Raw genomic sequence first — 12,368 nt, 5'->3', positions numbered from 1 at the left:
TGTTACAATGAATACAAAAACGTCAATCTTAAAAAAGGCATTATACATTATCATACCATTGGTATTGATTGCCATCGTAGTAATCAAGTTGAAAAACAACAAAGAAATTACACAAAGTAAAGTTTATCAATACGATAAAGAACAAGCTATCAGTATTCAGGCAGACACCTTGCAAATTGAAAATGTGAATGCCGAAATTTCTTATTCTGGAACATTTGAACCTAATAAGGAAACGAAAATAAGTGCCGAAATACAAGGAAAGATAAATGATGTTTTAGTTGAAGTAGGAAGCAATGTGAATAAAGGGCATTCATTAATTCAGTTGGATAATTCATTATTGAAATTGCAATTGCAAACCATTGAAGTGCAAATTGAAGGTTTAGAAGCTGATGTAAATCGTCATACGATTCTTGCTAAAGCAGATGCCATACAAGGTGTCCTATTAGAAAAATCCATATTGGGATTAAAATCTGCAAAAGTGCAGAAAGCTACTTTAGTAGAGCAAATACATAAAACAACGATCAAAGCCCCTTTCAATGGTGTGGTTACTGCAAAACTTAGTGAAGAAGGGGCATTTGCAGCACCCGGAGTTCCATTACTTCAAATAACAGACATTACAAATTTAAAATTCACCGTAAATGTTCCCGAAAATGAGTTGAGCCAATTCAAATTAAATCAAAAATATTCTGTATCAGTAGATGCATATTCTGAAATTTCATTAGCAGGTAAAGCTACAATGATAGGTAGTAAAGCAAATATGGGAAGTAGCTTCCCTATTCAGTTCACAGTAAATAATACATCAGATGTAAAAATAAAATCAGGAATGTTTGGCAAGGTGAATTTGAAAAACGACATACAAGAAAAGGGAATTATTATTTCGTCCTCTGTTATTGTTGGCTCTGAAAATCAACCACAAGTTTACCTGATAAAAAATGGAAAAGCTGTCTTGCAAAACATCACTATTTCAAAAAAGATACAAAACAAATCCATTGTGTCAAGCGGTTTAAAACCAGGTGATGCAATGGTAACAAGTGGCTTTATAAATCTTTTTGACGGAGCGAAAGTAACGGTTAAATAAAATCTGCGAAAAATGAATATTACAGAAATTTCAATCAAAAGACCATCGCTTATAATAGTGCTGTTCGGCGTATTTACTTTATTAGGTTTTATTGGATATAAAAATTTAAGTTACGAATTAATGCCTGACTTTAATCAGCCAGTAATTGTAATAAAAACAGTTTATCCAGGTGCCGAACCCAACGAAGTAGAAACTTCCGTTTCACGAAAAATAGAAGATGCCTTATCCAATTTGGAAGGTGTTGATTACTTGGTTACAAAGTCATTACCGAACGCATCTATCATTATCGCCAATCTGAAATATGGAACAGATTTAGATAAAACTATGCAAGATTCTCAACGCTATATTGACAATATCCGTAAAGATTTGCCACAAGATATTTTAAGTCCTGTGATGAGCAAAGTTTCGCCAAATGATTTACCAATAATGTCCATTAGTGCAACAGGTAATTTATCTGCTACTGAGTTTTATCAAAAAATGAAAGATGATTATCTGCCACAAATTCAACAAATAAAGGGCGTTGCAGAGATTACCGTTTTAGGAGGAGAAGAAAGGGAAATACAAGTAAAAATAAATCAAGACAAACTGAAATTATATAAAATTTCAATGCTTCAGGTTGTTGAAGCAATAAATCGTTCGGGCTTAGACTTACCTGCTGGAAAAGTGCAAAACGAGAAAGAGAGTAATTCAGTTCGGTTAACTGGAAAATTTACTTCCTTAGAAAACATTAAAAACGTTCAAGTGGCAATGCCAGTTTTAGGAAGTCCCGTTTATGTAAAAGATATTGCCAATGTTATTGATGGCATAAAAGAAACGACTTCTATCAGCCGTTACAATGGTAAAAATGGAATTGGTTTGCTATTGAAAAAACAAGGTGATGCCAATGCTGTTGATGTTTCAACGTTAGTTCGAGAAAAATTCAAATCCATTGAACAACAAAATTCTGATGCAAGTGTGAAATTTATTATTGCAGATGATAGCACAGACAACACTATTGCAGCAGTCAATTCAGTTGTTTTCGATTTAATATTAGCGGTTATATTAGTTTCATTGGTGATGCTTTTATTCCTAAGAAGTTTCAGAAACTCTTTAATTGTAATTGTTGCCATTCCAACTTCTTTAGTTACAGCGTTTGCCGTAATGTGGCTTTTAGGTTACACACTTAACCTAATGACCTTACTCGCAATGTCTTTAATCATTGGAGTTTTGGTAGATGATGCGGTGGTCGTATTAGAAAATATTCAAAAACATTTAGACGGGGGGAAAGATAAAAAAACTGCTGCAATGGATGGTCGTATGGAAATTGGCTTTGCTGCATTATCAATTACATTGGTTGACGTAGTTGTTTTCTTGCCAATTCTTTTTTTACAAGTGTTTGTTGCCGATATGCTCAAGCAGTTTTCGGTGGTTGTAGTAACTTCTACGCTCACAAGTTTATTAGTAGGTTTTACGCTTACACCTTGGTTAGCTTCACGTATTGGAAAGAAAGAAGATTTACAACCAACTAATTTTTTCAATCGTTTCTTGATTTGGTTTGAGCATCAATTAGAAAATTTCACCCATTGGTATGGCAGACAATTAGGGTGGGTTTTAAGCCATAAATTAATCTTTACTGGAATTGTATTATTACTTTTTGTAATGACTTTAGGCATTATGCGACAAGGCATTATTGGTAAAGAGTTAATTTCAACTGGCGACCAAGGAAAGTTCAGAATGGCTTTAGAGTTTGACAAATCCACTTCCATTCAGCAAAATAACTTAATTGCTCAAAAAATTGAAACCTACATTATTCAACAACCCGAAGTTGCCACCGTATTCAGTAACATTGGCGGGCCAAGCACAGGTATTGGAAGTTTGGGTATTGGTTCTGCAAACAAAACAGAATTTACAATTCAATTAAAATCTAAAACGGAACTTAAAAATGTACCGACGGAAACATTTATGAAAAAGCTTCGGGAGGATTTGAAAGCAAAGTTTCCAAGTATAAATTATTCAATGGCCGCTTTAGGTTTAATTCCTCGTTCTGCACCTATTGAAATCACTTTGAGCGGAAGTAACATGGATTTGGTGATGCAAAGCGGAAATGACCTAAAAGCTATTATTGAAAAAATTCCTGGTGCTGATAACGTTCGCTTATCCATTGAAGCAGGAAGTCCCGAATTCAAAATAATTCCTGACAAAGATAAAATGCAGCGATTGGGATTAACAACCGCCTATGTTGGATTAAACCTAAGAACAGCGTTTACTGGAAATGATGATGCCACACTTACCGATAATGGGACAGAATATCCAGTGAGAATTTGGTTAAATGAATTTAGCCGGCAAAATTTTGAAGATGTTCAACAACTTTCCATTATTAACCCAATGGGATTACCCGTGGAGGTTTCACAATTTGCAACCGTTGAACAAGACAATTCTCCGTCTTTGTTGGAAAGGAAAGACCGACAACCAGCAGTTACTCTTACTTCTGACGCGTTGGGAAGGCCATCTGGAACTGTAGCAGATGATGTTGTAGCTTATCTAAAAGAAAATCCACTATCAAATGGAATACAAATGACTTGGGGTAGCGACATCAAAAGACAAGATGATAGTTTTGGAGCATTAGGTTCGGTATTGCTGATTTCATTTTTACTGATTTACCTAATTCTGGTGGCACTTTATGACAATTTTGTTTATCCATTTGTTGTGTTGTTTTCTATTCCTGTAGCAGCAATTGGAGCATTTTTTGCATTGAATTTGTCGTTAAGCAATTTGAGTTTGTTCGCCTTACTCGGTTTAATTATGCTAATGGGCTTAGTAGTAAAAAACGCTATTCTAATTGTGGATTTTACCAATCAATTAAAAGCCGAAGGCAAACATTTCAAAGAAGCTCTAATCATAGCAGGAAAAGGTCGTATGCGACCAATCCTAATGACTACACTTTCAATGGTTGTTGGTATGCTTCCTATCGCAATAGCGACAGGAACGGCAGCCGAATGGAAAAACGGATTAGCTTGGGTTATTATTGGAGGACTTCTTTCATCACTTATTTTGACTGTGTTTTTAGTGCCAATGGTGTATTACTTTGTTGATACAGCGAAAGAGAAAATAAATCGTAAAAAGTAGTTGAAATTGAAAAAGTTGCAACCGCAAAAATGTTCTTTTAAAGAAAGTTATAGTGGTTTTTAAACAAAAAAAGAGGTCGAAAATGACCTCTTTTTAAATCTAGCTCCCGAAGCTATTTATTTTTCTAGAAACCTACTCGATGATCTTACGAGAATCGCAAGAATTGGAGAAAACGATTTGCAGTAATTTATTAATTTCAAAGTCTTATTAAAAATATTGCAAATTAAACCTAAATTATTATAATTATGGAGCTGACCGGTGATAGACATCAATGGCGTTGTTTTAGAAAATAAATGGTCTTTTATGAGTTGAACCTGTACTAACCCCCTAATAGACTGGACTAAATTTTAAAAAGAGTTTAGAACCAATTAAATTAGGGAAAATGAAAAGAGAAAGAAGAGTATTCAGTCCAGAAGACCGTCTAGCTATTATTCAAGAAGGTCAAAGAGAGGGAAGTACGGTTACTTGCCGGAAGTATAATTTAGCACCTAGTCTGTATGCTAAGTGGAAGAATAAATACCTTTCCAAAGGAGTAGAAGGGCTAAAGCCTGCTTACAAGCGAGTAGATCCTGAGCTGAGAGCTTTAGAAGAAGAAAATGAACGCTTAAAAAGAATCATCGCCAGACAAGCTTTGGAAATTGAATTTAAATCAGAGCTTCTAAAAAAAAGCCCTGTGCTAATCAAGACAAGAAGATGATTGTTTTACAATACAATCAGCAGGCTCCCACACGGATGCTTTTATCTTGGTCGAATCTTCCTTCCAGCGTCTACTATTACAAGTCTACAGGCGGAAAACCGGGCGTTAAAGCGAGTTCTCACACTTGGAAACAAGATGGAGATTTGGTCGAAAACCAAGTCGTTATCGAGCAAATAAAAGACATTCTCTCCCAAGAGTTTTGTTGCTATGGTTATGAAAACATAACAGGGGAATTACGCAAACTTGACTATTACATTAACAAGAAGAAAGTTTATCGTTTAATGGATGAGCACAACCTTCTTTTAGGTAAAGTGATACGTACGAGCGGTAGACGTAAATTTGTCCAACATCGCAAGATTCAAGCGTCCTACCCGATGGAATACTTATGCTTGGACATCAAGTATGTTTATGTACACGGTGAAAAAAGGAATTTTTACCTCTTGACCATCATCGATGTTTTTTCTCGCAAAATCGTAGACCAGATTTTTCAAAAAAGCATCAAACAAATGGATGTAATCAATGCCTTTAGGCGAATAAACAACGAATACGGAATCAAAGGAGTAACCATTAGAAATGACAATGGATCACAATTTATCGCAAATAACGTCAAGCAATTTCTTCGTACAGCCGAAGCCAATCAAGAGTTTACGCACATTGCAACGCCTGAAGAAAATTCCTATATCGAGGCCTTTCACTCCATCATTCATCGAGAAGTGATTGAACGTTACGAGTTCACGGGATACTATGATGCCAAACAAACCTTATTCGCTCACACAATCTGGTACAACACCCGCAGATACCATAAAGCAATCAAAATGACTCCGAACGAAAAATGGGATCAACATATCCACATCACAAACCAAAAACGTGTCGAACAAAATTTATCTGAAAACCAACACGAAACCAGTGATGTTTTAAACCAAGATTATCAATACCTTAGACAAAATTTAAACGAAAAAACAAGCAATTATTACACAACTGTTTCTAAAAATGTGTCCAAGTAATAAGGGGTTTGTACAAAGTCCTAGTCGTCAGAATTTACTAATAAATTACGATAGTCGTATTTTTGATAGTCCTTACTTCTTTCTTTTTCTTTAGTTATTTCTATTATTTCATTTTTAACCTCAACTCTTAACCAATACTCAGGACTTAAGTGAGAGAATGAACTAAGTTTTAATACAAGGCTTGCATTTAGTTTCCTTTTGCCAACTAAGTATTTATGAAGATTACTGTCTTGCATTTCAAATAAGTCGGCTAGTCTCTTTTGTGTTACGTTAAATGTTTTAAGATATAACTTAACAAAGTCCAAGACTCTAAGCCTGTCGGACATATCTTCAGATTCTATATAATCTTCAATTTTATACTGTATAGACAATAGTTCATTTCTTAATTTTCTTTCATTTGATTGTTTTTGTGAATGAGTGGTTATGAATTCCTTTAATGAACTTTTCTTTTCTTCATTCCAAATTTCAGAAATCTGAATTTCCCTGCTTTTCATAATGTTTAATTTAGAAATTTAGTAATTAATTTTTCTCCAACTTCTGGACTTATTACCATTGTTGTTTCTTGCCATTTCAATGCACCATATTTTTGACAATAGACAGCCATTAATTTTATTTCATCATCTTTGTTTTCTTCCATGACATCAAAGGTTAACCAGCCTTTATAATGCTCAACACCAAAAATAAAACTAAGCCTACAAGCAAATGCAATCAAGCATCCAGCAACATTATCATGTATTTTGGGTTTGCCTTTATTGTGAGGAGCTATTTCAATATAAGCCATGTAAGGTTCTATTGCATCTCTCAATTGAAAGGTAAGACAACCTTCAACTACTTTGGGTGTGCTATCTGTAACTAATATGTATGTCTGGAAGTCCGCTCTCTTAGAATGCTTTTTGAAGTTAAAACGCCAGCCATCAGATATAGACGGCAGCATCAGCCCTGAGGATTTAATTATCTCTGAGTCAATGTCCTGTCCATCAACAACTCTGGTGATTTTTGCTTTCATTTTCGAATATCTATAACAAAGATATCGGATAAATTATACAATTTGTACAATTTTACTAAAATACCTGGAAGATTTATGCCAACTCTCTATTATACTCAATAGTACTAAATAGAGTATGTATTTCAATGTATTTATAAAATTAGCACTTAAACACCCTAAAGGCATAAAAATGAGAATATTACGCAATGCGCATTTTAAATATGTATTAAATTTTTGACAATTAACATATACAAAATGCGTATAGATTTTTTTTGATGGGATTGATTTTTTGGCTGGGCAACTCAAGGCAAAAAATGTAATTTGGTGCAAATTCCCGAAAAATGAAAAGCTGCTGTTAGCACTTAAAAATAAGTTTCCTCATCATTCTGATTTAGGGTTGTAAATTTGCGAAAAATGAGGTGTTGAAAATGGAAACTTGCAACCACAAAAATTGTCGCTTCAAAGAAAGATATGATGGTATTTAAACAAAAAAGAGGTCGAAATGACCTCTTTTTGATTTGTGCTCCCTTAATAGGTGGAATGTTGCAGCCGTTTTCATTGTTTGAACTTGCAAACTCAAGTAAACATAGGGCCTGATTTCATAATTAAAAAACTCCTTTAATGTAATTTATAGGGCAGTATTATCTTTAATTCTTTTATTTTCACCCTATAACCCTTGATATAAGGTAAACAACAAATGAAAGAATATTTTGCACAAATGTTTATTAGATATCCGAGTGTTTAATTTATCACTGAGCCCTCAATTTTGACAAACCGATGTTAACCACAGTTTATATTATTTCATTTAAGCTATTGTCTTTCCGCAGTAAATTTTCACTTGATTCATACAATGAAGATGCAGCCTTGTTAATTTTATCAACCGATACTTTTTTCCATTGATTAATATCTGAGTTGAAATCGGAATTGAATATCAATTTCGACAGATTTTGAATCAAAATATAATTGGCGTACGGATGGGAATTTTCCCTATCTGCTTTATTCGCTACTGACACAAATTCTGAGATTCGGTCATAAATAGTTCCTTCTGTACAATACATCAATTCAATTACCTTTGACCTGTATTCCAAATCAGAAGAACTTATGTTTGGATAATTGTTTAAATCCGTAAAATGTAAACTTTCATGTTTTAAATAAGAAACTTCAAAAGTTTCTGAATTTAAATCATAAGTGCCTTTATTACAGTATAGCGTTGCAGATTCTTTTATAGCCCAGCCACCCACTTGTGAATCGCCAAAAGTTGCAAATTCATCATATCCGTTTATGTGATAACCTTCAATAAAGACAACAGTAGTTTTTACAGTGTCTTTTGGTAAAATCACTTCATATTTTTTAGTACTTTCTTTATTCCAAATAAATATCTCTTGAAAACCATTTCGGAATTTAAACTCTACTTTAAATCCTTCTTTTTCTATTATTTCTTTCAATACAGAGTCGTCTTTAATATTCTTTAGTAAGCGATCTTTTGAAAGATTTGTTAACTTTTTGGATAGTATATAGTCAGCGATGTTATTATAAAGCGTGGAGTCTGTTCTGTTTTCTAGTTTTGGTTTCAACAGTTCAACTCGCCAATATTCACGATAAATGTTTGAAATATCATTAATTATGTCGTTTCCTGATGTATTTACAAATACTTCTTCTTTTGAAATAAAACGAGCATCCATTTTTTTCTTCCATCTTTGATAAATAATGTTCACTATCGGATTTGAGAAACTTTTTCTTTCTTCCATTTTGATAAAAGCTGTACTTACATCTCCAACACCTGTTAATGATACGATTTCTCTAAAACTTTGTCTATCGTTGCCAAAATTGTGGCTTCCATAAAAGAATAGAGCAACCAAAATTGAGATGATTATAAGTAAAATGTTTCTAGTTTTTTTCTTCATTTTGTTTTAATTCAGGCTAAAATCAAATTTTAATCCGGGTCTGCGACCATTCTCAATTCATCCCTTCCTCCAATATTGTAAAAGCTATTGTTGTTTTAGAAATCATTAGCTAACAATTTGGCTTGTTCAATCACAGTTTAAGTTGATTTCAATTCCATATCAGGTGTATAACCGTGTTTACCGAACCGCTTAATCCAAAATTAAAACCTTCCTTTTAAGTCATTAAACCATATTTCTCCTAATCCTTTTGATTTAGGATTGTAAATTTACGAAAAACGAGGTGTTGAAAATGGAAAAGTTACAACCACAAAAAATGTCTCTTTACAGAAAGAAAGGATGGTTTTTAAATAAAAAAAGAGGTCGAAAATGACCTCTTTTTGAATCTTGCTCCCTTAATAGGTGGAATGTTGCAGCCATTTTTATTGATTAAATCAATAGAACAAAGCTTTATCTAATTTAAAGGACGCTCCCTTAAAGATTGTAACTTTTTCTAACCATCAAAAAGTATAACTTATCAGAAAGCAATTTTCTTAGCACCAACAACATGGGGCCGGGTTTACCCACCGCATATCTCATTTGATTACTATTGTCAGTTGCAGATTTATAAATCATCTTTGCTACAACTTCTGGACCTTCAGCATCTTTCATTACTTTTTCGGCAGCATTATTAAACTTTTGAATAAACCCATCATATTGATTTGTGTCAGTTGGTTTAATAAATTGACGACTTCGGCCATAAAAATCAGTAACTATTGGGCCTGGCTCAATGAGTTTCATTTTAATATTAAACTGAGCTAACTCATAATGTAAGGATTCTGTAAAACCTTCCACAGCAAACTTGGTGGAGTGATAAATACTATAAAGTGGGAAGGTAATTTTTCCCCCCATACTTGAAATTTGGATAATAGTTCCGCTGCCTTGGGGTCTCATTAGTTTAATCGCCTCCCTTGTTACACGCATCAAACCAAACACATTTGTGTTAAATTGTTTTTCAATTATTTCATCAGACATTGCCTCAAAAGCGCCATCCACACCATAGCCGGCATTATTAATCACTACATCAATTTTCCCAAAATCAATTTGAGCATTTGACATTGCCGCTTTAATACTTTCAAGATTGGTAACGTCAAGAGCATACATTTTCACATTTGGCAACTTATTGAAATCGGTTTCCTTTTCTGGATTTCGTTGCGTTGCAATGACATTCCATCCATTTTGGGCGAACTCAAAAACAGTTGCTTTGCCTATTCCACTAGATGTTCCTGTTATCAATACGGTCTTTTTCATTTATCTATTGTTTTATTTTGAACAAAACTATTACGTTATTTTCAAACCTACAACAATAGAGTGTGGTCTATGGTTGACATTTATTTTTCTATCCCCTATATTTACCTTATGTTAATAAATGAGCTATCCAAAAAAACTGGGCTTTCGACACACACCATCCGCTTCTATGAAAAGTCGGGGTTAATTGAGGGAAAACAAAACGAAGCGATTAAATCGAATAATTACTTTCATTACGACGAAGTAACCGTTGAAAAATTAGAGTTCATTAGCGATGCCAAATCGGTAGGATTTACCATCAGGGAAATAGGTCAAATGATTGATGCTTGGTATAACCAAAAATATACCAAGGAACAAAAACTAGAAATTCTTGATGATAAGCTGATTTCTTTAGAGCAAAAAATGAAAGAGATAAAGGAAATGAAAAAGCAAATCATTGAATTTAAAGATGACGTCCTAAATGATAGGTGCTAGAAATCATTAATATGATATAATGATAATTAAAAGATGCAAACCACAAAACCCTCTACTGACCTCGAACCACAAAACCAACATTAAAACCTCCAAAGGATTCGATAGAACACATTTATCCTAATCCCTGTGATTTAGTGTTGTAACTTCTACGAAAAACGAGGTATAAACAATGAAAAAGTTGCAACCACAAAAAATGTCTCTTTAAAGAAAGTTGGGGTGTTTTTTAAACAAAAAAAGAGGTCGAAAATGACCTCCTTTTTAATCTAGCTCCCTCTCCTGGGCTCGAACCAGGGACCCCATGATTAACAGTCATGTGCTCTAACCAACTGAGCTAAGAAGGAATTTGTATCCTTTTGGGACTGCAAAAATAGGTGTCATTATGCATATATGCAATAAGGCCACCTATTTTTTTCTTAAAATCTTACATTATTTCTTTTCCTCTGCTTTGGCATCCTTCTTTTTCACCAATTCTCCCTCTTTCAAATTCTTAGCTACCGTAGCATATGGACCCGAAATAATCTCCTGTCCTTCTTTTAATCCAGAAATAATCTCAATATTATCAAAATCAGAAATACCTGTCTTCACTTCAACCATTTTAGCTTTTCCTTTTTCACTAATAAAGACTACTTCTTTTATCTTTTCTTTGCGCTTTTTACTTTGCTGTGCTGTCTCTTCCTTCGCTGGTTCAGCAGCTGCAGCCGGTGCATCTTTACCGTCTTTCTGAGCTACTTCTCCTCCTAATTCACGTGTTGTAACGGCCGATAAAGGAACCGTTAATATATTGTCCTTACGGTTCGTTAAAATCTCTACTGAAGCGGTCATTCCCGGCTTTAAAGGATATGATAATTTACCCTTAATCAAATCACGATATGATTCTCTCAAAACACGTATTTTCACCTCAAATTCCGTTACCGCATCTGTCGTCACCGAAGTAGCAGTACCTGATTGATTCGCAGAACTAGCAATTTCATAAACGACACCTTTAAACTTCCGCTCTGAAGAGGTAAATGCATCCACATCAATGATTACTGTATCTCCTAAACTCACTCGAGTGATATCATTTTCATTCACATTGACGCGGACTTCCATGTTATTCAAATTAGCGATACGCAACATTTCTGTACCTGCCATTTGAGATGTTCCAACGACACGCTCTCCTAATTCAACATTCAACTTAGAAATTATACCACTCTGCGGGGCATAAATAGTCGTCTTCGTTAAGTTGGTTGTTGCTTCTTTCAAGGCCGCTTCTGAACTCTTTACGTTAAAACTCGCTGCCTTCACATTGGCTTTAGCTGATTCAAGATCTTGCTTGGCCACCATGTAGGCCGACTGGAACTGATCAAAATCGGCATCCGAAATAACCTTATCGTTGTGCAATTTTAAATTACGGTCATAATCAATCTTCGATTTGCTCAAGCGGGCTTCACTCTGCGCCAAAACTGCCTTACTTTGTTCCATGCTAGCTTTCATGGCATTCAACTGTGCCTCCGCACGAGCCAATAAGGAAACATAGTTATCTGGACGAATTTTCAATAATACTTGTCCTGCTACCACAGAATCCCCTTCGGCTATATTCAAAGCAACAATCTCTCCTGAAACATCAGGCGAAACTTTAACTTCTACCTCAGGTTGTATTTTACCTGATGCTGATACTTTTTCTACAATGGATTCTTTTTTTGCTTTACCAAATTCTACCACCGTCGGATCCACTTTACCAATCCATCCTTGCTGCTTAGCAATAAATAAACCTATAAATATCACCGCTACTCCTCCTCCGATAAACAACCAAGTCCGCTTGCTATTGTTCTTTGCCATCTCTTTAAAATTATTGAAA

Annotated in this window: 10 protein-coding genes and 1 tRNA gene; 5 read left to right on the top strand and 6 right to left on the bottom strand. The window is 34.5% G+C overall.

Annotated features, from left to right (window positions below; translation table 11 throughout):
• Window positions 1–7 precede the first annotated feature (7 nt).
• The 4 genes from G9H65_RS01300 (at window position 8) to G9H65_RS01285 (ending at window position 5,884) form a co-directional block, all read left to right on the top strand.
• Window positions 8–1,078, top strand: a complete 1,071-nt coding sequence (locus G9H65_RS01300) for an efflux RND transporter periplasmic adaptor subunit (protein WP_166233149.1) — start codon at window positions 8–10, stop codon at window positions 1,076–1,078.
• Between the two features lie 12 nt (window positions 1,079–1,090).
• Window positions 1,091–4,183: an efflux RND transporter permease subunit gene (locus G9H65_RS01295; RefSeq protein WP_166233147.1), complete on the top strand. Its 3,093-nt coding sequence runs from the start codon at window positions 1,091–1,093 to the stop codon at window positions 4,181–4,183.
• Between the two features lie 382 nt (window positions 4,184–4,565).
• Complete coding sequence (locus G9H65_RS01290) at window positions 4,566–4,880, top strand: transposase (protein ID WP_166373554.1); 315 nt, start codon at window positions 4,566–4,568, stop codon at window positions 4,878–4,880.
• Window positions 4,877–5,884: an IS3 family transposase gene (locus G9H65_RS01285; RefSeq protein ID WP_235927430.1), complete on the top strand. Its 1,008-nt coding sequence runs from the start codon at window positions 4,877–4,879 to the stop codon at window positions 5,882–5,884. The genes G9H65_RS01290 and G9H65_RS01285 overlap by 4 nt, the downstream gene beginning before the upstream one ends.
• A 20-nt stretch (window positions 5,885–5,904) precedes the next feature.
• Here G9H65_RS01285 and G9H65_RS01280 read toward each other — a convergent pair whose 3' ends face one another.
• The 4 genes from G9H65_RS01280 to G9H65_RS01265 all read right to left on the bottom strand — a co-directional run bounded on the left by G9H65_RS01280 (window position 5,905) and on the right by G9H65_RS01265 (window position 10,060).
• The gene (locus G9H65_RS01280; protein WP_166373553.1) at window positions 5,905–6,378 is read right to left on the bottom strand and encodes a helix-turn-helix transcriptional regulator; all 474 of its coding nucleotides are present in this window, start codon (window positions 6,376–6,378) and stop codon (window positions 5,905–5,907) included.
• Between the two features lie 5 nt (window positions 6,379–6,383).
• Window positions 6,384–6,890, bottom strand: coding sequence for a hypothetical protein (locus tag G9H65_RS01275; RefSeq protein ID WP_166373552.1), 507 nt, complete (start codon window positions 6,888–6,890; stop codon window positions 6,384–6,386).
• Between the two features lie 770 nt (window positions 6,891–7,660).
• Window positions 7,661–8,773 carry a hypothetical protein gene (locus tag G9H65_RS01270; RefSeq protein ID WP_166373551.1) on the bottom strand — a complete coding sequence of 371 codons (1,113 nt, stop codon included), beginning with the start codon at window positions 8,771–8,773 and terminating at the stop codon, window positions 7,661–7,663.
• A gap of 471 nt (window positions 8,774–9,244) precedes the next feature.
• On the bottom strand, window positions 9,245–10,060 hold the full coding sequence (locus G9H65_RS01265) for an SDR family oxidoreductase (protein ID WP_166373550.1): 816 nt from the start codon (window positions 10,058–10,060) through the stop codon (window positions 9,245–9,247).
• A gap of 69 nt (window positions 10,061–10,129) precedes the next feature.
• Between G9H65_RS01265 and G9H65_RS01260 the strand changes: the two genes are divergently transcribed.
• A complete protein-coding gene (locus G9H65_RS01260) occupies window positions 10,130–10,531 on the top strand; it encodes a MerR family transcriptional regulator (RefSeq protein WP_166373549.1) in 402 nt (133 codons plus the stop codon).
• Between the two features lie 267 nt (window positions 10,532–10,798).
• Here G9H65_RS01260 and G9H65_RS01255 read toward each other — a convergent pair.
• Window positions 10,799–10,872 (bottom strand) — tRNA-Asn (locus G9H65_RS01255).
• An 85-nt stretch (window positions 10,873–10,957) separates the two neighbouring features.
• A complete protein-coding gene (locus tag G9H65_RS01250) occupies window positions 10,958–12,349 on the bottom strand; it encodes an efflux RND transporter periplasmic adaptor subunit (RefSeq protein ID WP_166373548.1) in 1,392 nt (463 codons plus the stop codon).
• Between the last annotated feature and the right edge of the window lie 19 nt (window positions 12,350–12,368).

Origin of the sequence: Aquirufa ecclesiirivi (assembly GCF_011250515.1) — a bacterium.
Lineage (GTDB): Bacteria > Bacteroidota > Bacteroidia > Cytophagales > Spirosomataceae > Aquirufa > Aquirufa ecclesiirivi.
The sequence above is the reverse complement of the archived record's forward strand: the minus strand, read 5'-3'. Positions and strand labels throughout refer to the sequence as shown.

What these genes read in the sequence shown, in the direction of transcription:
- G9H65_RS01260 (WP_166373549.1), top strand. Translation starts at nt 10,130, where the DNA reads ATGGTTGACATTTATTTTTCTATCCCCTATATTTACCTTATGTTAATA.
- G9H65_RS01285 (WP_235927430.1), top strand. Translation starts at nt 4,877, where the DNA reads ATGATTGTTTTACAATACAATCAGCAGGCTCCCACACGGATGCTTTTA.
- G9H65_RS01275 (WP_166373552.1), bottom strand. Translation starts at nt 6,890, where the DNA reads ATGAAAGCAAAAATCACCAGAGTTGTTGATGGACAGGACATTGACTCA.
- G9H65_RS01290 (WP_166373554.1), top strand. Translation starts at nt 4,566, where the DNA reads ATGAAAAGAGAAAGAAGAGTATTCAGTCCAGAAGACCGTCTAGCTATT.
- G9H65_RS01250 (WP_166373548.1), bottom strand. Translation starts at nt 12,349, where the DNA reads ATGGCAAAGAACAATAGCAAGCGGACTTGGTTGTTTATCGGAGGAGGA.
- G9H65_RS01300 (WP_166233149.1), top strand. Translation starts at nt 8, where the DNA reads ATGAATACAAAAACGTCAATCTTAAAAAAGGCATTATACATTATCATA.
- G9H65_RS01295 (WP_166233147.1), top strand. Translation starts at nt 1,091, where the DNA reads ATGAATATTACAGAAATTTCAATCAAAAGACCATCGCTTATAATAGTG.
- G9H65_RS01280 (WP_166373553.1), bottom strand. Translation starts at nt 6,378, where the DNA reads ATGAAAAGCAGGGAAATTCAGATTTCTGAAATTTGGAATGAAGAAAAG.
- G9H65_RS01265 (WP_166373550.1), bottom strand. Translation starts at nt 10,060, where the DNA reads ATGAAAAAGACCGTATTGATAACAGGAACATCTAGTGGAATAGGCAAA.
- G9H65_RS01270 (WP_166373551.1), bottom strand. Translation starts at nt 8,773, where the DNA reads ATGAAGAAAAAAACTAGAAACATTTTACTTATAATCATCTCAATTTTG.